The following is a 23985-nucleotide window of genomic DNA, read 5'->3' as shown; positions in this document are numbered from 1 at the left end:
TCGCGCCCTCACCCACACGGCTCGTGCCCCGAGCGCCCCACCCCGCCCGCCCGCAGGATGGGGAACATGCCGAACCCGTCCCCGCGTGCCGCCGCCGTGTTCGTCACCGCCGCCCTGCTGGTCTCGTGGGTGTCCGGTTGCAGCGGTGGCTCCAAGGATGAGGATCTGACGGCGCAGAAGCTGGACTGGAAGGCGTGCCCGGCGCCGTCCGAGGCCCAGGGCGGCGGCAACGCCCCCTCGCCGCTGCCGGGTGGCGCGGAATGGCAGTGCGCCACCTTGAAGGTGCCCCTCGACTGGTCCGAACCGAAGGGCGCCACGATCGGGATCGCGCTGATCAGGGCGAAGGCGAGCGGTGACCCCGGCAGGCGCATCGGCTCGCTCATCTTCAACTTCGGCGGACCCGGCGGCTCGGGCGTCGCCACGCTGCCCGCCTTCGGACAGGACTACGCCGCTCTGCGCACCCGGTACGACCTGGTGAGCTTCGACCCGCGCGGAGTCGGCCGCAGCGCGGGGGTGAAGTGCGAGAACGACCAGCAGCTCGACAGGTTCTTCCAGCAGGACGCCACTCCGGACGACGCCGCCGAACAGCAGGCGCTCCTGCGGAACACCAGGACGTTCAACGGAGCCTGCGAGAAGAACTCCGGCAAGGTCCTCCCCCACGTGCGCACGACGGACGCCGCTCGCGACATGGATCTGATGCGGCAGGTGCTCGGCGACGACAAGCTGCACTACTTCGGCATCTCTTACGGCACCGAACTGGGCGGCGTCTACGCCCACCTGTTTCCCAAGAACGTGGGCCGAGCCGTGTTCGACGGGGTCGTCGACCCGACCCAGAACGTGGAACAGAGCTCCCTCGGCCAGGCCAGGGGCTTCCAGCTCGCGCTGGACAACTTCGCCGAGGACTGCACCTCGAAGGTCGAGGACTGCCCCATCGGCGACAGCCCGCAGGACGTCAAGGACCGCATCGCCCGGCTGCTGAAGGAGCTCGACAGCAAGCCGATCCCCGGTGTCTTCCCCCGCCGGCTCACCCAGACCGCCGCGACGAGCGGCATCGCGCAGTCGCTGTACTCCAAGGACTTCTGGGAGTACCTGACGGAGGGACTCCAGCAGGCCTACGACGGCGACGGCAAGGTGCTGATGCTGCTGTCGGACTCGATGAACGGGCGCAGCGAGAACGGCCAGTACAGCAACATCACCCCCGCGAACATCTCCATCAACTGCGCCGACGACAAGCCGCGTTACACCGCGGACTTCGTGAAGTCGAAGGTTCCCGCATTCCGGGCCGCCTCACCGCTGTTCGGCGACTATCTGGCCTGGGGCATGGTCAGTTGCACCGACTGGGCGGTGCCGGGAGCCGCCGAGCACCCGGACGTCAGCGCCCCCGGCGCGGCACCGATCCTCGTGGTCGGCAACACCGGCGACCCCGCGACACCGTACGAGGGCGCCCGGGCGATGGTGAACGCGCTCGGCAAGGGCGTCGGGGTCGAGCTGACGTACAAGGGCCAGGGGCACGGGGCGTACGACAGCAAGGACAAGTGCGTGCAGGGCGCGGTGAACGGCTATCTGCTGGAGGGCACCGTGCCGTCGGCCGGCACCATCTGCTCCTAGAAAACCGCAGGTCAGAGCGTTATCCACAGGCCTCGACGGCGGTCGGCGGCCGGCGCCTACTATGGCCTGCATGTGATCCGCGAACTCGTGCGGACCACCGGCGAGGGGGGCACTCATGACACGTTTCGCACGGTGGACGGCCACGGCCGCCGCCGCGTTGCTGCTGGCCGGCTGCGGCGGGGGCTCACCGGCCGACGGCAAGAACGAGGGGAAGAACGGCGACAGGACGCCGTCCACCGCGCCGCCCTCCGGCGGGTCACCGGGGCTGCCGGCCTCGCTCACCTCGCAGAAGCTCGACTGGGGCCGCTGCAAAGGCACTTCGGACTCCCCCGCACCCGGGAGCGGCTGGCGCTGCGCGACGCTCAGGGCGCCGCTGGACTACGCGAAGCCGCGCGGCGCGACGATCGGCCTGGCGCTCATCCGCTCCAAGGCGACCGGCGGCCAGAGCAAGCGCATCGGCTCGCTCCTGTTCAACTTCGGCGGCCCCGGCGGCTCGGGCGTCTCCACGATGCCGTGGTACGAGAGCATCGTCGGCCCGCTCCACGAGCGCTACGACCTGGTGAGCTGGGACCCGCGCGCGGTGGCTGCCAGCGAAGGGGTGCGGTGCCGCGGGGACAAGGCGATCCAGGCTTCCGAGTCGGTGGACGCGACACCGGACGACGCGGCCGAGGAGGCGGCGTATCTCAAGGACGCCACGGACTTCGGGAAGGGCTGCGCGAAGGCCGCCGGGAAGCTGCTGTCCCATGTCTCGACGACGGACACGGCCCGCGACATGGACCTGATGCGCCAGGTCCTCGGCGACCGCCGGATGCACTACTTCGGCATCTCGTACGGCACCGAACTGGGCGGTGTGTACGCCCACTTGTTCCCGAAGAACGTGGGGCGCCTGGCACTGGACGCGGTCGTCGACCCGAGCGCCGACACCGTGGGCCACGCCAAGAACCAGACGCTGGGCTTCCAGCGCGCCCTGGACGACTACCTCAAGTCCACCGGGCAGGACCCGAAGCAGGGTTCCCGGAAGATCGCGGACCTGCTGAAGCGGATCGACGCGAACCCGCTGCCCACGTCCGGCGGGCGCGAGCTCAGCCAGACGCTGGCTCTCACCGGCATCGTGCTGCCGCTCTACAGCGAGGCGGGCTGGCCGGGTCTGACCGAAGCCCTGAAGGACGCCGAGGACGGGGACGGCTCGGCCCTGCTGAAGCTCGCCGACGACTACAACGACCGTGACGCCTCGGGACACTACGGCACGACGACCCAGTCCCAGCGGGTCATATCGTGCTTGGACGACAAGGAGCGGCCGACTCCCGAGGAGACCAGGAAGCGGCTGCCCGAGTTCGAGAAGATCTCGCCCGTCTTCGGGGCCTTCATGGGCTGGGACACGGCGGGCTGGTGTCACGACTGGCCGGTGGCCGGTCAGTACGACACTCCCGAGGTCAGTGCGCCGGGAGCCGCACCCGTCCTGGTCGTCGGCAACACCGGGGACCCGGCGACGCCCTACGAGGGCGCGCGCAGGATGGCGGACGAGCTCGGCAAGGGCGTCGGTGTGGAGCTCACCTGGAAGGGCGAGGGCCATGGCGCCTACGGGAGCGGGAGCGACTGTGTCGACTCGACCGTGAACAGCTATCTGCTGGACGGAACGGTGCCGAAGGACGGCAAGGTCTGTTCATGACGAAGGCGGGGGTCTCGCGAACACCCGGTTCGCGAAACCCCCGCCATCGAAAGAGCGGGCCGGTCGGCCGGTCAGTACACCGGCTTCTCGGGCTCGATCTGGTGGACCCAGCCGATCACACCGCCGCCGACGTGCACCGCGTCGGAGAAACCGGCGGACTTCAGGACGGCGAGGACCTCCGCGCTGCGGACACCCGTCTTGCAGTGCAGGACGATCTTCTTGTCCTGCGGCAGGGTCGCCAGGGCGGTGCCCATGAGGAACTCGTTCTTCGGGATCAGCTTGGCGCCGGGGATCGAGACGATCTCGTACTCGTTGATCTCACGGACGTCGATGATCTCGATGTTCTCGCCGTCGTCGATCCACTCCTTGAGCTGCTTGGGAGTGATCGTCGAGCCGGCGGCCGCCTCCTGGGCCTCCTCGGACACGACGCCGCAGAAGGCCTCGTAGTCGATGAGCTCGGTGACGGTGGGGTTCTCGCCGCAGACCGCGCAGTTCGGGTCCTTGCGGACCTTGACCTGGCGGTACTGCATCTCCAGGGCGTCGTAGATCATCAGGCGGCCGACAAGCGGCTCACCGATGCCCGCGAGGAGCTTGATCGCCTCGTTGACCTGGATGGAGCCGATGGACGCGCACAGCACGCCGAGGACGCCGCCCTCGGCGCAGGAGGGGACCATGCCCGGCGGCGGGGGCTCCGGGTAGAGGCAGCGGTAGCAGGGACCGTGCTCGGACCAGAAGACGGAGGCCTGTCCGTCGAAGCGGTAGATCGAGCCCCACACGTACGGCTTGTTGAGCAGCACGCAGGCGTCGTTGACCAGGTAACGGGTCGCGAAGTTGTCGGTGCCGTCGACGATCAGGTCGTACTGGCTGAAGATGTCCATCACGTTCTCGGCCTCGAGCCGCTCTTCGTGAAGGACCACGTTCACGTACGGGTTGATGCCCAGTACGGAATCGCGCGCGGACGCGGCCTTGGAACGGCCGATGTCCGCCTGGCTGTGGATGATCTGACGCTGCAGGTTCGACTCGTCGACTTCGTCGAACTCCACGATGCCGAGCGTGCCGACGCCCGCCGCGGCTAGGTACATCAGCGCCGGCGATCCGAGGCCGCCGGCGCCCACACAGAGCACCTTGGCGTTCTTCAGCCGCTTCTGCCCGTCCATGCCCACATCGGGGATGATCAGGTGGCGGGAGTACCTGCGGACCTCGTCTACGGTGAGCTCAGAGGCTGGCTCGACCAGGGGTGGCAGCGACACGGGGACTCCGTTGGTCGGTCTATCACTACGGTTGTTCTCCCCGTAACACTGCCACGCCCTTCTTCATTCCGAGACACCCGTTCCGATCCGCGAGACGATCTCGTCCCAGTAGCCGGGCATCGTCTCCCAGGGGTCGGCCGTCCCGCCGTGATCGGTGCGGTCGGTGAAGTAGATCGTCGAGGCCCCCTGCCAGCGCGCGATGCGCAGTGCCTCGTCCAGGTGACCGCGCGGCACGCCGTGCACGAAATGGCAGAAGCGCTCGGGGGGATAGTCGGCGGTCCATTCGGCGACCTGCGACCAGCGGTACTCGCTCCAGGGGCCCGAGAAGGTCACCAGTTGGTCGGCGCTCTCGGCGTATCCCGGGTGCGGGTGGGTGCCGTGGCCGAACACGAGGTGGGCGCCGTCCCGGAGCGCGCGCAGCTCGTCGGCCGTCCGGCGGACGTCGGGCAGCGCGGCCCGTTCGGTGGGGCAGCGGTCGAGGAGGAATCCGTCGGCCTGGTACCAGTCGAGATGGCGGCGCGCGTCGGCGATCGTCTCGCCGAACGGGCGTACGCCATGGGCGGCGTCGAGGAGTCCCAGCACCCGGACGCCCGCGTTGCGCAGCCGTCCGGTGGCTTCCAGGCAGCGCGGGTCGGGACGCTCGCCGGGACCGCTGTCCACGTTCAGGACGACCCAGTGCAAGGGGGTGCCGGGGCGGGTGAGTTCGTCCCATTCCAGCGGAGCGACGAGGGGATGCGCATAGCCGGGGACACCGACGCCGAGTCCCAGGTCGGTGCTCGCGCTGCCGGTCGCGGTTCTGGTCAGATACGACATGCCGCCTCCATCCAGATGTCGGCCAGGGATTCCTCGAGGTTGATCCGGGGCCGCCAGCCGAGCCGGTCGCGCGCGGTGCGCACGTCGGCCTGCTGCCAGCTGCCGCAGCCGTCCGGGTAGGGGTAGGACACCGGGGCCACGTGGTCGGGTTCGGGACGGGGGTGGCCGATGGACGGCCTCATGGACGGGCCGGGCGGGCCGTCGAGTTCGTGCAGGCTGCCGCTGTAGCCGGCCACGCGCGCGAGGACGGCGGCGGCGTCGCGGAGGCGTACGGCGCGGCCCGAGCCGATGTTGATGACCCCCTGTGCGGCGGACAGGGAGGCGGCGTGGACGGCGCGGGCGACGTCACGGACGTCGATGAAGTCGCGCTGGACGCCGAGGCCGCCGAGCTTGAGTTCGCCGTCGCTCGCCTGCATGGCGCGGCGCAGGGCCTCGGCGAGCCGGCCGAGCGGGGATCCGGCGGGCGTGCCGGGGCCCGCGGGCGAGAAGACACGCAGGACCACGGCGTCCAGGCCGGAGCCGAGGACGAGTTCCGTCGCGGCGAGCTTGCTCACGCCGTACGGGCCGCCCGGGCGCGGCACGGCGTCCTCCGCGGTGGAGGAGCCGGGCTGGCTCGGCCCGTACTCGGCGCCGCAGCCGAGCTGGACGAGCCGGGCCCCGCAGCCGCTGCGGCGCAGGGCCTCGCAGACGGTGGCGACGGCGACGGTGTTGTGCCGGGTCAGTTCGCGGGCACCGCCGCGGGTGGCGCCCGCGCAGTTGATGACGACTCCGGGGTGCACCGCGTCCAGGAAGCGGGTGAGCGCGCCGGGGCTGCCCGAGGCGAGGTCGAACCGGACGTCGGCGTCGTCGCCCCGGCCGAGCGCGGTGAGCTGCACGGCCGGGTCGGCCAGCAGTCTGTCGGCGACGAAGCGGCCGAGGTACCCGTTGGCTCCGATCAGCAGGACCCTCATCGGGCGGCTCCCGGGGCGGATTCTCCGGTTCGGGAGGTGATCATCTGGCTGTCTCCTTCAAGGTGATGCCGAGGTCGGGAAGAGGGCCCGCGGTGTCGGCCCCGCGGGAGAAGGGGGTCCGGATCCGGGCAACTGCCCGGATCCGGGGCGGACTCACGGCGGTGGGGCCGCCGTGGGCCGGTTCCGGAGGGCCACGGCCGCCCGGCCACCCGGCTCCACCCGGCCACCCGGCCGAACGGATCGCCGGGCCGGCGGGCTCGGTGCTCCGGCGGGACGGTGCGCCGGGGGCTCGGATCCATCGCGGCTCATGGGGCCTCGCGAGGCAGGGCGTGGGCCGAGGCGTGGGTGAGCGTGCGGGTGGCCTGGACGAGGAGGACGAGGGCGCCCGCCCCGCAGGCCAGGGCCGGCACGGCCCCGGCGCCCGCCGCTTCGACAAGGCTGTCGACGGGGGCGGCCAGGAACGAGCAGCCGGGCAGTCGCGATGCGAAGGCCATGGCGAGGGCCGTGGCCTCCACCGCGCCCGCGCCGGCCAGCGCGCGGCCCGGGACGCGGGTGAAGCCGCGTGCGGTGAGCAGCCGCGCGAGAAGGATCAGGGCGCCGAGGGCGCCGGCTCCGGCGTAGGCGGGCGGCTCGTCCAGTGCTGTCCCGCACAGTGCGAGAAGCCCGCACAGCGCGGCCGCGAACAGGCCGAACGCCCCGAGGAGCAGGGGGCGTACGGAGGCGGCGAACTCCTCCAGGCCGCGGCTCGCGCCCAGCCGGCCGCGGGCGCGGGCGGCGAAGAGGTGGGCGCACCAGGCGGCCGGGGCGCAGGCCAGGAGGAGAGCCAGCACGGGTGCGGCCGCCAGAGGCCAGGGGCCGTGCGGGCCGCCGTGCCGGGCGGCGCTCAGCAGTCCGTCTCCGGCGAGGGCGTACGCGATGAGCCAGCAGGCCCCCACGCGTGCGGCACCCGTCGTGCGGTGCGGGGTGCTCAAGGGGCCGCGCCGGAAGGCGAGGTACAGGCCCGACGCGACGGCCAGGGCGCCGAACGCGGCGACGGCCGAACGCGGTTGCCCGTCGGTGAGCCGCAGCCCGACGACGACGGCCGTGCCGAGGAGGCCGGGCACCAGGGCGAGCGCGGCCCAGTAGGGGCGCGGTCCTTGGCGTCCGGGGGGCTCGGTACGGGGGGCCGTCTCCCCGTCGCGGGCCGCGCGGGCGTACATCTCCTCGGCGAGCGAGAAGACGTCCCGGTGGCGCAGGCGGGCGGCGGTCCGGTCGGTGACCCCGTGCGCCTCCAGACCCGCCGCGATCTCCAGTGGGTCCACGGCCCGTTCGCAGAGCTCGCGATGCCGGTGCAGGAGTGCCTTCACGGGGTCCACGGCGCCACGGCGCCCGGCGGACCCGCGCGGGCCGTGGGAAGCCTCGCGTGCGGAGTCGCCTTCGCTCAGGGGAGCGATGCCGCGCACCGGGTCGCCGCCCCCGGCCCCGCTTCCGGCCCCGTCCTCGTCCCCGAAAGGACCGGTGGGGTGTGCCGGCCGCTCGTCCCCGGTGCCGGGGCCGGCCGTCGTACCAGGGCTCGTCGTCGGCCCGGCCATGGCGGGGATCGCTGTCGCGGGGATCCGTGTCGCGGGGGCCGTCGTCAGGCCGAGGCTCGTCGGGCCGGGGCTCGTCGGGCCGGGGCTCGTCGGGGCGGGAGTCGTCGACCCGGACCGGTCAGGGTCGTTCGGGTCGGCGAGTTCGTGCGGGGCACCCGGTCCCGCGCTGTCGGTCGTCACGCGCCCTCCCCCACGGAAACGGGTACCGGCGTGGGCGGGGGCATGGTGGCCCGTACCGGCGCCCCTTCCGCCCAGCGTGGCCGGCGCGCGGTCATGAAGCGGGACTCGGTCCAGCGCCCCGGCACATGGGCCTCGGCGGGGACGCCGAAGGGCAGCGGCTCCCCCTCCTCGTCCACGACGGGGCGACGCACCGGGGAGTGCGAGACGATCTCCAGGTAAATGCCGTGAAATGCCGTGATGTTCTGCTCGACGGTGAAGAGTTCGAGGGCGCGGGCACGGGCGGCCGCGCCGAGCCGCTCACGGCGCTCGGGGTCACGCAGCAGTGCCACGCACGCCTCCGCGAGCGCCCGCGGATTGCGCGGCGGAACCACCAGACCCGTACCGCCGATGACCTCGACGACCGCGCCCACGTCCGTGGAGACGGTGGCCCGGCCGCAGAGCATGGCCTCGACGAGGCTCACCGGGAAGCCCTCGACGACGCTGGACAGGACGACCAGGGCTCCGCAGGCGTAGGCCTCCGCGAGGCTCGGGATCTCGGGGCCGCCGATCTCCTCGAAGGAGACCGGGTTGTCGCCGACGGCGTGCACCCCCTCCGCCTCGTCGGGGAAGAGCTGCGCGGCCAGCGCCTTGCAGTGGGCCAGATAGGCGGCGGCGTCCGGGTCCTCGGCGGGGGCGCCGACGATCCGCAGCCGGGTCCTCGGCTCGGCCTTGCGGATCTCGGCGAAGGAGTGCAGCAGGGAGATCAGGTCCTTGGCCGGCTCGACGCGGCCGACCCACACCAGCGTGTCGGGGTCCGCGCACCGGCTGCCCCGCACTCCCTCCCCGACGTCCGCGAAGCGGGCGGCCTCCATGCCGGGGTGGACGGTGCGCAGCTTGGCGCGGTCGGCGCCGCAGCGCTCCTGCCAGCGGCGGGCGTGTGTGTTGCCGGGCGTGACGAGCACGGCCGCGCGGTAGACCTCGGTGGCGAGCCGGCCGTGGAACGCGGCGAGCAGCGCCCGGACGGCGGGGGCCTCTTCGAGGGTCGCGGCGGCCAGGTAGTGCGCCCTCAGGTGCACGCCGTACTCGGTGACCAGCAGCGGGACGCCGAGGAAGTGCCGGGCGAGGAGGCCGGGCAGCGCCGCGGCCCCGCCGGCCGCGGCGTGGCAGAGGTCCGCCGAGCCGAGCGCGTCGTCCTCGTACCAGTCCAGGGAGAGGGGGCGCAGGGCGCGCTCGATGTGGGCGGCGACGGTGAGCAGGTCGGGAACGCGCGCGGTGCGGGCCGTGCGGAGCGCGCCGGGTGCGCGGCAGGCGCGCTCCAGGACACGCACCGCGTTCTCGGAGCGCAGGGCGGCGGCCAGCCCGCCCTCGTCCCGGGCGAGTTCGGCCAGCCCGTACAGCGCGCTGGCGAAACGGTCCGCCTCCACGCCGGCGGAATCCGCCGGGTCTCCGGGGGCTTCGGAGGCTTCGGAGCTCGCGGTCCGCGGTCCCCCGCACACCGCCGCGAGCAGTTCTCCGTACGCCTCGGAGAACCGGCGCCGGGCCCGGCGCCCGTGCACCACGCCGTCGTCGTGCGCCGTCCACAGCGGTGCCGTGCGGACACGGCCGACCTGGGGCGGCAGCTGGATCCAGCCCTGGTCCTCCTGGCGCTCGGTGCGGCTGAGCGCGTAGATGTCGAACTCGTGCTGCCCGAGCCCGCGGACGAGCCGGTCGCACCAGAGTCCGGCGTCACCGCTCACATACGGATAGCCACCCTCCGTAAGCAGTCCGATGCGCACGAGCACACCCCCGATCTCCCGTATGAGGAGCCGCCGTTGACCCGGCGGCTCGCAGCGGGACGAAGGTATGCGGACAAGGCGGTGGTGCGACGGACGGTTGTCCATCGCACCACCAAAAGGGGTGAACGGTCGTAACTTTCCCGCGCAGGTCGCGTTTCGTCGCGCTACGAGATCACGCGGGCACGTATGCGCGGGCCGCCGGCCCCCGGATCACGCCGGGGGCACCTCCTCGCGCTCCGCGCGGCGCCGTGCCGCGATCTCCGGGTCGAGCGCCGGTACGGCGGCCAGCAGTTGCCGGGTGTACGGGTCGCGGGGACTCTCGTAGACCTCGCCGGCGGGGCCGTACTCGACGAGCCGGCCGCGCCGCATCACCGCGACATGGTCGCTGACCTGGCGTACGACCGCGAGATCGTGCGACACGAACACCAACGCGAGCCCGAGCTCCCGTTGCAGCTCTCCGAGCAGGGCGACCACCTGGGCCTGCGTGGTCACGTCGAGCGCGGAGACCGGCTCGTCGCACACGATGGCGCGCGGTTCCGCGGCCAGCGCCCGCGCGATGCCGACGCGCTGGCGCTGTCCGCCGCTGAACTCGTGCGGGTAGCGGTCGTAGTGCGCCCCGTCGAGCCCCACGCGCTCCAGCAGTTCCCGTACGCGCCCTCGAATGCGCCCCTCGTCCCGCTCCCCGCGCGCCCGCAGCGGGTCGGCGATGGACTCGCCCACGCTGCGCCGGGGGTTGAGGGACGACACCGGGTCCTGGAAGACCATCTGCACGGAGGGGCGGACGCCCGACTGTTCGCGCCCCTCGTGACGGACCACGCCGGCCGTGGGTTCCAGGAGCCCGACCAGCATCCTTCCCAGGGTCGTCTTCCCGCTGCCGCTCTCGCCGACGACACCGAGGGTCTCGCCCCGGCGGACGCTCAGCGACACGTCGTCGACGGCGGCGAACCGCCGCTTCCCGCGCCCGAACTCCCGCCGGAGCCCGACCGCTTCGAGGACGATGTCGTCCGGCCCGGCGTCCCCGGCCGGGGCGTCACCGTCCTCGCGCCGGGTCGGCCCGGCCGCCCTCGGTGTGTCCACCCGCGGGACGGCGCCGAGGAGTTCGCGGGTGTACGGCTCCCGGGGCGCGCCGAGGACGGCGCCCACCGGCCCGTGCTCGACCGCGCGTCCGTGCCGCATGACCAGGATCTCGTCGACGCTCTCGGCCGCGACCCCGACGTCGTGGGTGACCAGCAGCAGCCCTGTCCCGGTCTCCTGGCGCAGGGTGTGCAGGAGGTCGAGGATCTGCGCCTGGACCGTCACGTCGAGGGCCGTGGTGGGCTCGTCGGCGATCAGGAGCTCGGGTTCGCAGGCCAGCGCCATGGCGATGAGGGCGCGCTGGCGCATGCCGCCGCTGAACTCGTGCGGACGCGAGCGGGACCGGCGGGCGGCGTCGGGGATGCCGACGCGGTCCAGCACGTGCACCGCACGCGCGCGTGCCGCTCGCCGGGACGCCCTGGTGTGCACCCGGTACACCTCGGCGATCTGGTCGCCGACCGCGTAGTACGGGTCCAGGGAGGACAGCGGGTCCTGGAAGACCATGGCGGCCTTCCGCCCGCGCAGCCCGCGCAGTTCGTCGTCGGACGCCCGCTGTACGTCGACGCCGGCCACGCGGACCGTGCCGTCGACGCGTGCGCCGGTGCCCCGGTGCAGCGCCAGCAGGGCCGACGCCACGGTGGACTTGCCCGAGCCGGACTCGCCGACCAGACCCAGTGCGCCGCCCTTCTCCAGCCGGAAGGAGAGCCCGTCGACGGCACGCAGGCCCCCGAAGTCGACGACGAGGTCGTTCACTTCGACCAGCGGGGCGGCTGAACCGGCCGGGGAGGAGTCCGCGGCGGAGTCGGGTGACGTGCCCGGGTCCGCCTGCCGAAGCGTGGAGAGGGTCGGGGAAGAGTCGCTCATGCCAGCACCACCCGTCGGTCGGCCACCGCGTAGAGCACGTCCGCGACGGCGTTGGCGATGACCACGAAGAAGCCGATGACCAGGACCATGCCGACGACCACGGGAAGGTCGACGACGTTCACCGCGTGCACCAGTTCCTGGCCGATGCCGGGCAGCCCGAAGAGGGTTTCGGTGAGGACCGCGCCGCCGATGGCACTGCCGACGTTGTTGGCGTTCAGCGCGATGATCGGCGCGAACGCCCCACGCAGCGCGTGCCGGCCGATGATCGACCGCTCGCCGACGCCGTAGGCGCGGAAGGTCCGGATGTGGTCCTCGGCGAGCGTCTCCAGCATCGACGCCCGGGTGAGCCGGGCGAACGTGGCGGCCTCGATGAGGGCCAGGGAGAACCAGGGCAACAGCAGGTTCCAGCCCCATTGTTCGGGGTCCTCGGTGAGGCTGACGTACTGCGGGAAGGGCAGCAGCCGCAGTTGCCCGCAGACGACGATCATCAGCACGAGGCCGATCACGAAGACGGGGGTGGCCACGCCCGCGAGCGTGACGCCGGTCAGCACGCGCTCGGTGAGCCGGCCGCGCCGCCACGCGGACAGCACGCCGGTGCCGACGCCGAGGACCAGCCAGAGGATCATCGCGCCGAACACGAGCGACAGGCTGACCGGCAGCTTCGTGAGGATCAGCCGGGTCACCTGCCGGCCGCTCTGGTACGACTGGCCGAGGCAGGGCGCCGAGCAGTGCTCGACGGACGTGCCCGTGGAGTAGTCCTGGCCGACGAGGATGCCCTGGAGGAAGTGCCAGTAGCGCACGTAGAGGGGATCGCCGAGCCTCAGTTGCTGGGCCACCTGGTGCACCTGCTCCGGGGAGCAGCGGGGGCCGCAGGTGATCTGGGCGACGTTGCCGGGGGTGACGAAGAAGACGACGTAGACGATCACCGAGATGGCGAGCAGGGTGATCACGGTGCCGACGGTGCGGCGCAGGACGAATCCCGCGAAGCCGTTCATGCCGCGGCCCCCTTCCCGCCGGCGGCTTCCGCCTCGGCGTTCGTGTCCGCCGGGGACTTCCTGGTGTCGGCGTCCGCCTTGGCCTCCTGCTTGCGGCCGGTGCCGACGCGCAGGCGGGAGGCCGCGCGCGGGTCGAGGGCCGTGCGGATGCCGTCGCCCAGGACGGTCAGCGCCAGGACGGTCACGAAGAGCGCGCCGGCGGGCAGCAGCAGGTACTGCGGGGCGGCCTGGTACCAGACGTCGGCGGCGGTGAGCATCTGTCCCCATGAGGGGGTGGGGGGCTTGACCCCGACCCCCAGGAAGGAGAGCGCGGCCTCCACGCTGATGTTCATCGGGAAAAGGAGCGCGGCGTACGTGATGACCGGCGCGGCGAGTCCCGGCAGCAGTTCACGGCGGGCGATCCGCCAGGTGCCCCAGCCGCTGAGCCGGGCGGCAGAGACGTAGTCGAGCCCCTTGAGGGCGAGCGTCTGGGCTCGCGTGATCTTCGCGACGTTGCCCCAGGCGATCAGGCCGATGACGAGTGCGACGAGCAGGGGCCGGGGAAAGCTGCTGGGCACGATCGCCAGCAGCGCCAGGGACATGATCATGAGCGGCATCGCGATGATGATCTCGGTGAAGCGGCTCAGCAGCTGATCGAGCCACCGCGCGCCGAGGGCGGCGGCGACTCCGACCACGACCCCGATGAGGACCTGCACGACCGTCGCCCCCAGGGCGACGCCGAGGGAGACCCGGGCGCCGTAGGCGAGGCGTGCGAACAGGTCGCGGCCGGTCTGGGGTTCGACGCCGAGCCAGTGGTCGGCGCCGATGCCGCCGAACGGGCCGACGGGGACGCCGCCGCGCGCGGAGTCCACCAGCGAGGGGTGGTACGTGGTGGGGTCCTGGCCCTCGATCGCCGTGAGCAGCGGCGCGGCGAGCGCGATCAGGGCGAGCAGCGCGACGACGGCCGCCGCGACGAGGGCGGCGCGCTGCGCACGCAGCCGCCGCCAGAACTGACGGGCCCCCGAGGCCCCCGCGGCGGACGGGTCCGCCGCGGGGGCCGGGGAGGCGACAAGTGCCTCGCTCACGGTGCTACTTCACCGAGACCTGGGAGATGTCCAGAACGCCGGTCCAGTCGCTGATCACGATGTTCTTGACGCCCTCGCCGTACAGGCGCTTGTAGACGGGGTGGAACAGCGGCACGGTCAACGCCTGCTCACCGATCTTCTTGTCCAGCGCGCCCCAGCGCTTGGCGGCCTCGTCGAGGTCGGTCAGCTTGTTGATCGCGTCGATCTCGTCGTTGACGGACTTGTCGTCGAGGAAGCCGGAGTTGAAGTTGGCGCCGTCCTTGACGATCTGCCGGCCGTCGAAGATCGGGGCCAGGAAGGGACCGCCGGAGGGCCAGTCGGCACCCCAGTGGGCGAGGAAGAAGCCGGGCTCGTTCTTCGCGCTGTGGATCTTGTCGCTGTAGTCGTTCTCCTCGAGACCCTGGAGCTTGACGGTGATGCCGGCCTTCTTGAGCGCGTCCTGGACGGCGGTCGCGATCTCCGGGCTGGTCTCGAAGTCCTTGCTGTTGGAATGCGTGAGCGTGATGGTCAGGCCGTTCTTGTGGCCCGCCTCCGCCAGCAGTTCCTTGGCCTTGGCCGCGTTGCCGGAGGCGCCCGCCGGGAACAGGTCGTACGGCGTGTAGCCGAAGGACTTCTGGTTCGGCAGGTACGTCGTCGCCGGCTCGGCGAGGGACGAGCCGCCCGCCGCGTTGATCACCGAGCTGCGGTCGATGGCGTACGAGATCGCCTGGCGCACCTTCGGGTCGTCGAACGGCTTCACCTTCGGGTTGAAGGCGAGGTAGTTCGTGTAGCCGAAGTGGCCGGTTCCGACGCGTGAGGCCAGCGCCTTGTCCCCGGTCACCTTGGCGAGCTCGGCCGGGCCGAGGTTGGTGTCGGTGGTGACGGCGGTGGCGTCGGCGCCCTGGGAGGAGGACAGCCGCTGGTTGATCACGGAGGAGTCCAGCCCGGACCGTACGTCGATCGTGTCCGGGTAGGCCTTGCGCTCGGCGTCGGTCGACGCGGACCAGTGGGTGTTGCGCTCCAGGGTGAGCCGCTCGCCGTCGTTCTCGTTCTTGACGACCTTGTACGGGCCCGAGGAGACCGGGTGCTCCTCGTACTTCGTGCCGGTGTCCTTGGCCTTCGGGACGGGGGTGGTCTGCGTCTGCGTGGCCAGGTAGGGGAACTCGCCCTCGGGCTTGTTCAGGTGGAACACGATGGTCAGGTCGTCGGGCGTCTCGATCGAGTCGAGGCCCTTCTTGTCCTTGTAGGGACCTTGGTAGTCGGCGCCGCCGATGAGCCAGTCCCTCAGGTAGGGCGCGCCGCCGGAGAGTTCGGCGGCGAAGGAGCGCTCGATGCCGTACTTGATGTCGGCGGAGGTGATCGGCGAGCCGTCCTCGAACTTGAGGCCCTTCTTCAGGGTGTACGTCCACACGGTCGCGTTCTTGCTGGGGCGGCCGGTGTCGGTGGCCAGGTCCGGCACGACCTGGGCGCCGGCGGCCCCGTTCTCGCGGTTGCGGGTGGTGAGCGTACGGAAGACGAGCGAGGGCACGTTGCCGCCGCCGGAGGTGTAGAGCCTCGCGGGGTCGAAGTCCGACTGCGGGTTGGAGTTCAGGACGGTCAGCGTGCCGCCCTTGTGGGGCTGGGAGTCGCCACCGGAGCTCTTGGCATCGTTGTCCTTCGGCCCGCAGGCGGCGGCGCCCGCTGCCACGACCAGGCTGACGGATGCCGCGGCCACGCGGCGCGCTATGACGGACGATTGACGCATCGGAAGACGACCTCTCGGATGACTCGAATACTGAGACGGAATGACACGGAGTGAGACAGCGGAGCGCAGGGCTCGCCCAGGGCGTCAGGCGTCGGAGTCAGACCGGACCGAAAGGGGCACGGACGCGCCGAACCGCGGAGGTTCGGGAGCGCACGGGAACAAGACGGGAAGGAATGCGACGCACTCGCCGGAGAGGGCGGGCGTCAGCAACAGTGGATGTCGGCCACGCAGAGCGCGGTCACGCCGATGAGCGCCAGCTCGATGGCGGCGCGAACGGAGGCGTGACGGGAGGACATGCGGAAAATATGAACGATCTTTTTCCGCATGTCAAAGCGATGTGGACGCTTTCCGTCAACTCGTGGGATAGGGCCAGGCGTTGGGCCGGCAGTGGATTCCGTCGTGGTCGAGGAACTTGGTCTGCTGCTGCATGACCGGGGCGAGGTCGCCGTCCTTCTCGCAGGTGACGTGCCCGTATCCGAGCCGGTGGCCGACCTCGTGATTGATCAGCATCTGCCGGTAGGCGTGAATCTCGTCACCGAAGCCGTAGGTCTTGGAGCCCTGGGCCCAGCGGTAGGCGTTGATCATGACGCGCTCGGTGGACGCCGAGTCGCACGACACGTTGTCCTCCGTGGTGTCGAGCCCCGACTTGGCGCACCACTCGGCGGTGGTGCCGGGGCTCGCCAGCGTGATGACAAAGTCCGGTTTGCCCGAATCGACCCGTTCGAAGGTGCGGGCGCCACCGTGGGCCCAGCTCCTCTTGTCGTTCAGGGTCTTCTGCACGGCGTCGGCGAAGAGCGCTCCGTCGAGACCGAGGCCCTCTTCGATGTCGACGCGATAGGTGTACCTGTGTCCCTTGCCGGGCGCCTTGGCGACTCCGGGCACCGCGGCGAACTTCCCCGACCCCTTGAGCTTCGCCCCGAGCGGGTAGGTCCTGGCCATCTGCTGGTCGTACGTCAGGGGCGCGGCGGCCACCTGTGGCTGTCCCGACTGGGTGGGCCGGTCGTCGCCGCGGGAGGCGGAGTCCTGGGTCGCCCGGCCGCCCGTGTCGGCGGACTGCGCCCGCGCGTCGGCGTCGTTCCCGCCCGTGGCCATCTGCCCGGCCACGACGACGGCCAGCACGGTGGTGACGGCGGCCGCCGCGATCCCGGTGAACGCCCAACCCTTGCGGGCCTTGCCCTCGCCCTGATCGCCGGCCTCCGACGGTGGCCGGTCCCCGGTGCCGGCGGGCTGGGCGTTCCAGTCCGCGGGGTCGTCGAACCCCGTACGAGGGCCGGGCGTCCGGCCCCCCGCACCGCCGCTCTGCCGCCCTTCGAGGTCGAACGCGTCGACGTACGCCTGCCGGGGCCCTGCCGCGGCCTTGCGGCGCTGCTGGGGCACCCGCGGCCCGGCGGGCGCTCCCTGAGGAGCACCTCCGGCCCTGGACTCGCCCCAGCCGCCGCCCTGTTCACGCTGCTCGGGATGCCCGCCCCGCACCTGCGGCATCCCGTGGGCGGGGGTCCCGTCGGGGAGACGCGGCGTTCCGTGAGCCGGGGTCGCCTCGGAGGAACGCGGCACCCCACGCGCGGGGGTGCCGTCCTGGAAACGCGGAACGCCGTGAGCCGGGGTGCCGTCCGGGAAGCGCGGGACTCCGTGGGCCGGGGTGCCGTCCGCGTAGCGGGGCACCCCACGCGCGGGAGTACCGTCCGCGACCCGCGGGAAACCGTGCGCCGGAGTGCCGTCGGAGAATCGTGGCGCGCCCTGCTGCGGGCCGCCGCCCGCGGGCGGGTAGGGACCCAGGGAGCCGGGTGGGCGCGTCGCCCCACGGCGGGCGTCCGGGCCCGGCGCCGGAGCCGGTGCCGCCTCGTCCGCCGGAACCGCTCGCGTCTGCGCGGTGTCCGTCTTGCCGGCCCGCCCCCGACGACTGTGTCGTCCCACTTCCCGCCTCAGCTCTCCGCGCCGACTGCCACCGAAGAGGTCAACTCTCCCAGATCCGCCAGGAGTTCACGGAAGGCGGTGGCGACCGTCTCCGGATACTCCATCATGGCGACGTGCCCCGCGTCCGGCAGGGACAGCAGCCGGGAATCGCGGAACGCACGGGCCGCGCGCTGGGCCATACGGTAGCCGACAAGTTGGTCGCGGCCGCCGTAGACCAGGAGGGTCGGGGCGAGCACCCGTTCGGCCTGACGCCACAGTCCGTGCTGGCCGCCGAGCGTGTAGGCGTTCACGACCCCGCGCGCGGAGCGTGCCATGGCGTCCCAGAAGTAGGGCAGGGCGAGCCGCCGCTCCATCTCCTCGACCGCGTTGCGGAACCCCTCGGGCGTCACGATGCCGGGATCGCCGTAACAGAGGGCCAGTACCCCACGTACGCGCTGCTCAGCGCTCCAGTCCCTGGTGAGTTTCGTGAACAGTCCCGCCACCCCGGGCAGAGCGAGCAGCGCGGTCGGCAAGGCCGTGCGCTGCGCGCGGATCTCGGGCAGCGCGGGGGACACCAGCGTGAGCGTCCGGACGAGATCGGGCCGCACGGCCGCGACGCGTGTCGTGACGGCTCCGCCGAGGGAATTGCCGAAAAGATGTACGGGACCGCGGCCGGACGCGTCGAGATGGCGGATGACCGCCCGCGCGTGTCCGGTGACCGAGTAGTCGCCGTCGTCCGGCGGCGGCGAGTCGCCGAAGCCCGGCAGGTCGAGGGCCTCGCTCTCCACGAGCCCGTCGAGCCGGGACATCAGCGCCGACCAGTTCTGCGAGGAACCGCCCAGACCGTGCACGTACAGGGCGGGCGGCAGGCCCTCCCTGACCGGCGGTCTCGACCGGATCGTCAACGTGATGCCGGGAAGCCCGACCGATCGCAGCCGCTCTCCCTCCGCGACCCTGACGGCGCCGACCCTCGGCATGACACTGGCGGTCGGCGCGGAAGGGAGTTCGGTCGAAGACATGCCGCAATGTTACGAGACGATCACGCGGGCGCTCATGTGTTCGCGGTCACAGATCGCGGGCCGATCGCATAGCGTCCGGATCGCGTGTCTCCTAGGCTTCGAACGAGGGCACTCGTCCGCATATCAGGAGCGCACTCGTACCGTTCGGGAAGAGGAACCATGACAGTCGACCCGACAGACCCCGCAACGTTCGACGACCAGTTCCGGGAGATCCCCGACGCGGAGGCCCCGGAGGCCGACGCCGCCGAGCAGTCCGCCGAGCTGGATCCCGCGGACGACGTCGACCCGGAACCCCCGGGCGACCGCCTCAACGCCGACGACGCCGATCTGGCCGAGCAGGCCCGGGTCGTCCGGCTGAACGAGGACGACTACAGGTGACCTGACATCCACAAGGTGATCCGACATCGCAGATCAGCGCCGCCGCGGCGGCCGGGTGCCCAGCTCGTCCCCTTCGGCACACTGTGCGCCGTCCCGGTCGGGGTCCGGTCCGTGAAATTCTCCGCTCGCACCGCACACAGCAGGGTTACCGAAAAGTACGATGGCGGCGCGGCGCACACCGCACGTGGACAACTTTGGGAGGCGGCGTGACAGCCATCGAGCAGACAGAGGCAGCACGCCCGCGGGGCACTCGCCTGCCGCGCCGTGCCCGACGCAACCAGCTCCTCGGCGCCGCCCAGGAAGTTTTCGTTGCGCAGGGATACCACTCGGCCGCCATGGACGACATCGCCGAGCGCGCGGGCGTCAGCAAGCCGGTTCTCTACCAGCACTTCCCGGGCAAGCTCGATCTGTACCTCGCCCTGCTGGACCAGCACTGCGAGTCGCTGCTCCTCGCGGTGCGGGCGGCGCTCGCGTCGACGACGGACAACGCGCTGCGCGTCCGCGCGACGATGGACGCCTACTTCGCGTACGTCGAGGACGACGGCGGCGCGTTCCGGCTGGTCTTCGAGTCGGACCTGACCAATGAGCCGGCGGTGCGCGAGCGCGTCGACAAGGTGACGCACGAGTGCGCCGAGGCGATCTGCGACGTCATCGCGGAGGACACGGGTCTCTCGCGCGCCGAGTCGATGCTCCTCGCCTCGGGCCTCGGCGGTCTGGCCCAGGTGGTGGCCCGTTCCTGGCTGCACAGCGACCGCAGCGTCCCGCGCGACCAGGCGGTCCAGCTGCTGACCTCGCTCGCCTGGCGGGGCATCGCGGGTTTCCCGCTGCACGGCACCGACCACCAATGATCCGCCCGATCACCGGAGCGCCGGATCACCGACGCGAAGGAAGCGGCCGGGGCACGCCCCGGCCGCTTCTTTGTTCCCGTCGGCTGTTCGCTCCTGGCGTTCCCGGGCGGAGCGTGCGGGTCCCCTCGCCGGGCTAATGTGTGCTGCGTACGGCGCGTACGAACGCGCACATGACTGACCGTCGGAGGGACAAAGCCGTGGAGGTCAAGATCGGCGTGCAGCACGCGCCCCGCGAGATCGTTCTGGAGAGCGGTCAGACCCCGGAAGAGGTCGAGCGCGCGGTGTCCGAGGCGCTGGCCGGCAAGTCGCAGCTCCTGAGCCTCGTGGACGACCACGGCCGCAAGGTCCTGGTTCCGGCCGACCGGCTGGCGTACGTGGAGCTCGGCGAGCCCACGCAGCGCAAGGTCGGATTCAGCGCTCTGTAGAGCGACTGGGCGACGAGCGAGTACGGGAAGGGCCCGGTGACATCGTCACCGGGCCCTTCCCGTACTCGCTCCGTGCTGCCTCGTCCTGCCCGGACGCCCGTCCCGCCGCCGGACACCTCCGCAGATGGAGCACATGCCGGGCACGGAGGAGGGTTGCGTTCCGAACGTCAGGGGTAGGACCGGCTACGACCGATTTGCACCGGCCGTGCGGGAGGGACCCCCACCATGTTCTTGGAAGCGTTCGGCTCAGCGCTGCTCGGTCTCGCGCTGGCGTGGGCGGCCTCGTACCGCCTGCCCCACCGGTTGCCGACACGCAGCCTGGTCCTGTCGACGGGCGTGGCGGGAGCCCTGTTCGGCGCCTTCCTGACGCACACGGCACTGGGCTCCGGCCACTTCCTGGCCATCCTGCTCGGCGCGGTGGCCGTGTCCGCGGCACTGCTGTCGCTGCTGCTGCGCCCCGAGGAGCGTTTTCGACGCCGCTCGGCGACGGCGTAAGCCGCTGCGAAGGCCCCGCTCCCGCGACCGTGAACCGCGTCCGTAGGCCCGGACCGCTCCGCGTCAGGCCGCCAGGCCCAGCGCGGCCATCCGCTTGGTGTGCGCCTCGGTGATCCGGGAGAACATCCGGCCGACCTCGGCGAGATCGAATCCGTCCGCCACGCCGCCCACGAGCATCGTCGACAGGGCGTCGCGGTCGGCGACCACGCGCTGCGACTGGGAGAGGGCCTCGCCCATCAGCCGCCGCGCCCACAGCGCGAGCCGGCCCCCGACCCGCGGGTCGGCGTCGATCGCGGCGCGCACCTTCTCGATGGCGAAGCCGGCGTGACCGGTGTCGTCGAGGACGCCGAGGACGAGCTTGCGGGTGTCCGAGTCGAGTCGGGCCGCGACCTCGCGGTAGAAGTCACTGGCGATCGAGTCGCCGACGTACGCCTTGACGAGCCCCTCCAGCCAGTCCGAGGGAGCCGTCTGCCGGTGGAAACCGTCGAGCGCGGCGACGAAGGGCTCCATCGCCTGCGTCGGCTCCGCGCCGACCGCGGAGAGCCGGTCCCGCAGCTGCTCGAAGTGGTGGAACTCGGCGGACGCCATCTTCGCCAGCTCCGCCTTGTCGCTCAGCGTGGGCGCCAGTTTGGCGTCCTCCGCGAGCCGCTCGAACGCCGCGAGCTCGCCGTACGCGAGCGCTCCGAGCAGGTCCACGACCGCGGCGCGGTACTGGGGCTCGGCCGAGGCCGTGTCCCAGTTCTGCGCGGCGACTCCGGTGGCCGCGGGGGCGGTGTCGGGGGTGGCCTCGGCGGGCTTCTCAGCGGCGTTGTCAGGCGTCGTCATGAAGCGCACAATAGCCCGCTCACCGTACGAGGGAAGTCCCTGGTCAACCTGTGTGACGACGACAACGTGACCAAATCGGCCATCGCATGTGCGCGATTCCGGGGTATGGTGGTAATGCGCCCGGCGAGTAAATTCGACGGGCCGCACGAATGAGGATGCCCGGTCGGTGGCCCGATCGGCTCCGACCCGACAGCCCTCCTCGTCGGTACGGCACATTGCGTACGGCATCCGGAGGGAACCCTCAGCGGTACGAGAGCTCGAGCGTCGGCAGTGGTCCCATGCCACCCGGCCCGCCCGTCAAGAGCGGCCGACGTCCCCGGCACGGTCCCGACACGACCCCCGCGCTCGCCTCGCACCGCGTACACAGAAGAGGCAGCACCCTGACTACGACTTTCCGAGACCTCGGAATCCTCCCTGAGACCGCCGAAGCCCTTGAGGCCGTCGGCATCATCAACCCCTTCCCCATCCAGGAGATGACGCTCCCCGTCGCCCTTTCCGGCAGCGACGTCATCGGCCAGGCCAAGACCGGCACCGGCAAGACGCTGGGCTTCGGCCTTCCGCTCCTGGAGCGGGTCACGGTCCCCGCGGACGTCGAGGCGGGCCGGGCCAAGCCCGAGCAGCTCACCGACGCCCCGCAGGCGCTCGTCGTCGTCCCCACGCGCGAGCTGTGCACCCAGGTGACCAACGACCTGCTGACCGCGGGCAAGGTCCGCAACGTACGCGTTCTGGCCATCTACGGCGGCCGGGCGTACGAGCCCCAGGTGGAGGCCCTGAAGAAGGGCGTCGACGTCATCGTCGGCACCCCCGGGCGCCTGCTGGACCTCGCGGGCCAGAAGAAGCTCAACCTCAAGCACATCAAGGCGCTCGTCCTCGACGAGGCCGACGAGATGCTCGACCTGGGCTTCCTGCCCGACGTCGAGAAGATCATGAACATGCTGCCGGCCCGCCGTCAGACGATGCTGTTCTCGGCGACCATGCCGGGCGCGGTCATCGGTCTCGCGCGCCGCTACATGTCGCAGCCCACGCACATCCGCGCCTCGGAGCCGGACGACTCGGGCGCGACGGTCGCGAACACGAAGCAGTTCGTGTACCGCGCGCACAACATGGACAAGCCGGAGATGGTCTCGCGCATACTGCAGGCCGACGGCCGCGGTCTCGCGATGGTCTTCTGCCGCACCAAGCGGACGGCGGCGGACCTCGCCGACCAGCTCCAGCAGCGCGGTTTCGCCTCCGGCGCGGTCCACGGCGACCTCGGCCAGGGCGCCCGCGAGCAGGCGCTGCGCGCCTTCCGCAACGGCAAGGTGGACGTCCTCGTCTGCACCGATGTCGCCGCGCGCGGCATCGACGTCGAGGGTGTCACCCACGTCATCAACTACCAGTCCCCCGAGGACGAGAAGACGTACCTGCACCGCATCGGCCGCACCGGCCGCGCGGGTGCCAAGGGCATCGCGATCACCCTCGTCGACTGGGACGACATCCCGCGCTGGCAGCTGATCAACAAGGCGCTGGACCTCGGTTTCCCGGCCCCGCCGGAGACGTACTCGACCTCTCCTCACTTCTTCGAGGAGCTCAGCATCCCGGCCGGCACCAAGGGTGTCCTGCCGCGTTCCGAGCGGACCCGCGCCGGGCTCTCGGCCGAGGTCGTCGAGGACCTGGGCGAGACCGGTGGCCGTGGCGGTCCGCGTGGCCGCGGTGGCCGTACGGCCGCGCCCGCGCCCACCGAGCGTGAGCGCGAGCCGCGCACGCCCCGCCAGCGCCGTCGTACGCGCAACGGTGCGCCCGCGGACGAGACGCCCGCCTCCACGACCGCTCCGGCGGCCACGGAGTCGCCCGCGTCCGTCGAGACCGCCGAGCCCCGCACCCCGCGCCGCCGTCGGCGGACCCGCGGTGGAGCGGGCGAGGCGGCGGCAGCTGTCGCCACCCCTGTGACCGAGGCCGCGGAGACCGCCGTGGCGACGGCGGAAGGTGTCGCCGACGAGCCGGCCGCGCCGCGCCGCCGCCGGACCCGCAAGGCCGCCGCGACGTCCGTGGAGTCGGCGGAAGCGGTGGTGAACGCCGCCGAGGCCGTGGTCGAGAGCGCCGCCGCCGAGGTCGTCGCCGAGGCGCAGACCGCGCCGGCCCGCCGCCGCACCCGCAAGGCCGTCGAGACGGCGCCCGCCGCCGAGACGGTCACCGAGGTCATCGAGGCTCCGGCCAAGCCCGCCCGCCGACGCACCCGCAAGGCCGCGGAAGCGGTCGTGGACACCGTCGAGGCCGTCGCGACCGAGGTCGCCGACACGGTCGCCGAGGCCAAGCCGCGACGCACCCGCAAGGCGGCGAGCACCGCCACGGACACCACCGAGGCCGCCGAGGCGACCGAGGCGACCGAGGCCAAGCCCGTACGCCGCCGGACCCGCAAGGCCGTCGCCGACGCCGAGATCCCGGCCCAGGCCGCCGAGGCCACGGAGACCAAGCCCGCCGCCCGCCGACGCACCCGCAAGGCCGCGGAGGCCGTCGTGGACACCGTCGAGGCCGTCGCGACCGAGGTCGCCGACACGGTCGCCGAGGCCAAGCCGCGACGCACCCGCAAGGCGGCGAGCACCGCCAC

At 72.0% G+C, this 23985-nt stretch carries 20 protein-coding genes; 7 read left to right on the top strand and 13 right to left on the bottom strand.

The genetic code is table 11. From position 1 onward, the window contains the following. The first annotated feature begins 66 nt into the window (after positions 1-66). Both ACF07B_RS25200 and ACF07B_RS25195 read left to right on the top strand, forming a co-directional pair. Positions 67-1608: an alpha/beta hydrolase gene (locus ACF07B_RS25200; protein ID WP_392180617.1), complete on the top strand. Its 1542-nt coding sequence runs from the start codon at positions 67-69 to the stop codon at positions 1606-1608. 115 nt (positions 1609-1723) lie between these two features. Beyond that, positions 1724-3277, top strand: a complete 1554-nt coding sequence (locus ACF07B_RS25195) for an alpha/beta hydrolase (protein WP_392180616.1) — start codon at positions 1724-1726, stop codon at positions 3275-3277. Positions 3278-3348: 71 nt separating this feature from the next. On the opposite strand, the gene moeZ is transcribed toward ACF07B_RS25195, so the two are convergent. The 12 genes from moeZ to ACF07B_RS25135 all read right to left on the bottom strand — a co-directional run bounded on the left by moeZ (position 3349) and on the right by ACF07B_RS25135 (position 18427). Beyond that, positions 3349-4527 (bottom strand): adenylyltransferase/sulfurtransferase MoeZ, encoded by a 1179-nt coding sequence (moeZ, locus tag ACF07B_RS25190; protein ID WP_362406369.1) that lies wholly within the window; start codon positions 4525-4527, stop codon positions 3349-3351. Positions 4528-4590: 63 nt separating this feature from the next. Beyond that, positions 4591-5340 (bottom strand): spherulation-specific family 4 protein, encoded by a 750-nt coding sequence (locus ACF07B_RS25185; RefSeq protein WP_392180615.1) that lies wholly within the window; start codon positions 5338-5340, stop codon positions 4591-4593. Then, positions 5328-6290 (bottom strand): NAD-dependent epimerase/dehydratase, encoded by a 963-nt coding sequence (locus tag ACF07B_RS25180; protein ID WP_329301550.1) that lies wholly within the window; start codon positions 6288-6290, stop codon positions 5328-5330. The genes ACF07B_RS25185 and ACF07B_RS25180 overlap by 13 nt, the downstream gene beginning before the upstream one ends. 305 nt (positions 6291-6595) lie before the next feature. After that, positions 6596-8041 (bottom strand): hypothetical protein, encoded by a 1446-nt coding sequence (locus ACF07B_RS25175; protein ID WP_392180614.1) that lies wholly within the window; start codon positions 8039-8041, stop codon positions 6596-6598. After that, the gene (locus tag ACF07B_RS25170) at positions 8038-9795 is read right to left on the bottom strand and encodes a DUF3492 domain-containing protein (RefSeq protein ID WP_392180613.1); all 1758 of its coding nucleotides are present in this window, start codon (positions 9793-9795) and stop codon (positions 8038-8040) included. The genes ACF07B_RS25175 and ACF07B_RS25170 overlap by 4 nt, the downstream gene beginning before the upstream one ends. 210 nt (positions 9796-10005) lie before the next feature. Next, positions 10006-11733, bottom strand: coding sequence for a dipeptide ABC transporter ATP-binding protein (locus ACF07B_RS25165; protein WP_392180612.1), 1728 nt, complete (start codon positions 11731-11733; stop codon positions 10006-10008). Continuing rightward, complete coding sequence (locus tag ACF07B_RS25160) at positions 11730-12728, bottom strand: ABC transporter permease (RefSeq protein WP_392180611.1); 999 nt, start codon at positions 12726-12728, stop codon at positions 11730-11732. Before ACF07B_RS25160 ends, ACF07B_RS25165 begins: the two co-directional genes overlap by 4 nt. Then, complete coding sequence (locus ACF07B_RS25155) at positions 12725-13792, bottom strand: ABC transporter permease (protein ID WP_392180610.1); 1068 nt, start codon at positions 13790-13792, stop codon at positions 12725-12727. The genes ACF07B_RS25160 and ACF07B_RS25155 overlap by 4 nt, the downstream gene beginning before the upstream one ends. 4 nt (positions 13793-13796) lie before the next feature. Then, complete coding sequence (locus ACF07B_RS25150; protein WP_392180609.1) at positions 13797-15515, bottom strand: ABC transporter substrate-binding protein; 1719 nt, start codon at positions 15513-15515, stop codon at positions 13797-13799. A 203-nt stretch (positions 15516-15718) separates the two neighbouring features. After that, positions 15719-15811, bottom strand: a complete 93-nt coding sequence (locus ACF07B_RS25145; RefSeq protein ID WP_318658278.1) for an Ms4533A family Cys-rich leader peptide — start codon at positions 15809-15811, stop codon at positions 15719-15721. A 55-nt stretch (positions 15812-15866) separates the two neighbouring features. Next, positions 15867-17429: a DUF3152 domain-containing protein gene (locus ACF07B_RS25140; RefSeq protein ID WP_392180608.1), complete on the bottom strand. Its 1563-nt coding sequence runs from the start codon at positions 17427-17429 to the stop codon at positions 15867-15869. Positions 17430-17437: 8 nt separating this feature from the next. Further along, positions 17438-18427 carry an alpha/beta hydrolase gene (locus ACF07B_RS25135; protein WP_362406392.1) on the bottom strand — a complete coding sequence of 330 codons (990 nt, stop codon included), beginning with the start codon at positions 18425-18427 and terminating at the stop codon, positions 17438-17440. A 159-nt stretch (positions 18428-18586) separates the two neighbouring features. Between ACF07B_RS25135 and ACF07B_RS25130 the strand changes: the two genes are divergently transcribed. The 4 genes from ACF07B_RS25130 to ACF07B_RS25115 all read left to right on the top strand — a co-directional run bounded on the left by ACF07B_RS25130 (position 18587) and on the right by ACF07B_RS25115 (position 20573). Continuing rightward, the gene (locus tag ACF07B_RS25130; RefSeq protein WP_369483915.1) at positions 18587-18805 is read left to right on the top strand and encodes a hypothetical protein; all 219 of its coding nucleotides are present in this window, start codon (positions 18587-18589) and stop codon (positions 18803-18805) included. Between the two features lie 206 nt (positions 18806-19011). After that, complete coding sequence (locus tag ACF07B_RS25125) at positions 19012-19653, top strand: TetR/AcrR family transcriptional regulator (RefSeq protein ID WP_369483914.1); 642 nt, start codon at positions 19012-19014, stop codon at positions 19651-19653. Between the two features lie 197 nt (positions 19654-19850). Then, on the top strand, positions 19851-20078 hold the full coding sequence (locus ACF07B_RS25120; RefSeq protein WP_028801993.1) for a DUF3107 domain-containing protein: 228 nt from the start codon (positions 19851-19853) through the stop codon (positions 20076-20078). Between the two features lie 225 nt (positions 20079-20303). Beyond that, positions 20304-20573, top strand: a complete 270-nt coding sequence (locus tag ACF07B_RS25115; RefSeq protein WP_328448511.1) for a hypothetical protein — start codon at positions 20304-20306, stop codon at positions 20571-20573. Positions 20574-20636: 63 nt separating this feature from the next. Here the strand turns inward: ACF07B_RS25115 and ACF07B_RS25110 are convergent, their stop codons facing one another. Next, on the bottom strand, positions 20637-21398 hold the full coding sequence (locus ACF07B_RS25110; RefSeq protein ID WP_392180607.1) for a ferritin-like fold-containing protein: 762 nt from the start codon (positions 21396-21398) through the stop codon (positions 20637-20639). 473 nt (positions 21399-21871) lie between these two features. Here ACF07B_RS25110 and ACF07B_RS25105 point away from each other — a divergent pair. Further along, on the top strand, positions 21872-23985 hold a 2114-nt coding region (locus ACF07B_RS25105), incomplete at its 3' end, for a DEAD/DEAH box helicase (protein ID WP_392180778.1).

The organism is Streptomyces sp. NPDC015532, assembly GCF_043078065.1.
Taxonomy (GTDB): Bacteria; Actinomycetota; Actinomycetes; order Streptomycetales; family Streptomycetaceae; genus Streptomyces.
The sequence above is the reverse complement of the archived record's forward strand: the minus strand, read 5'-3'. Positions and strand labels throughout refer to the sequence as shown.

What these genes read in the sequence shown, in the direction of transcription:
- ACF07B_RS25200 (WP_392180617.1), top strand. Translation starts at nt 67, where the DNA reads ATGCCGAACCCGTCCCCGCGTGCCGCCGCCGTGTTCGTCACCGCCGCC.
- ACF07B_RS25160 (WP_392180611.1), bottom strand. Translation starts at nt 12,728, where the DNA reads ATGAACGGCTTCGCGGGATTCGTCCTGCGCCGCACCGTCGGCACCGTG.
- ACF07B_RS25130 (WP_369483915.1), top strand. Translation starts at nt 18,587, where the DNA reads ATGACAGTCGACCCGACAGACCCCGCAACGTTCGACGACCAGTTCCGG.
- ACF07B_RS25180 (WP_329301550.1), bottom strand. Translation starts at nt 6,290, where the DNA reads ATGAGGGTCCTGCTGATCGGAGCCAACGGGTACCTCGGCCGCTTCGTC.
- ACF07B_RS25135 (WP_362406392.1), bottom strand. Translation starts at nt 18,427, where the DNA reads ATGTCTTCGACCGAACTCCCTTCCGCGCCGACCGCCAGTGTCATGCCG.
- ACF07B_RS25185 (WP_392180615.1), bottom strand. Translation starts at nt 5,340, where the DNA reads ATGTCGTATCTGACCAGAACCGCGACCGGCAGCGCGAGCACCGACCTG.
- ACF07B_RS25145 (WP_318658278.1), bottom strand. Translation starts at nt 15,811, where the DNA reads ATGTCCTCCCGTCACGCCTCCGTTCGCGCCGCCATCGAGCTGGCGCTC.
- ACF07B_RS25110 (WP_392180607.1), bottom strand. Translation starts at nt 21,398, where the DNA reads ATGACGACGCCTGACAACGCCGCTGAGAAGCCCGCCGAGGCCACCCCC.
- ACF07B_RS25195 (WP_392180616.1), top strand. Translation starts at nt 1,724, where the DNA reads ATGACACGTTTCGCACGGTGGACGGCCACGGCCGCCGCCGCGTTGCTG.
- ACF07B_RS25115 (WP_328448511.1), top strand. Translation starts at nt 20,304, where the DNA reads ATGTTCTTGGAAGCGTTCGGCTCAGCGCTGCTCGGTCTCGCGCTGGCG.
- ACF07B_RS25165 (WP_392180612.1), bottom strand. Translation starts at nt 11,733, where the DNA reads ATGAGCGACTCTTCCCCGACCCTCTCCACGCTTCGGCAGGCGGACCCG.
- ACF07B_RS25150 (WP_392180609.1), bottom strand. Translation starts at nt 15,515, where the DNA reads ATGCGTCAATCGTCCGTCATAGCGCGCCGCGTGGCCGCGGCATCCGTC.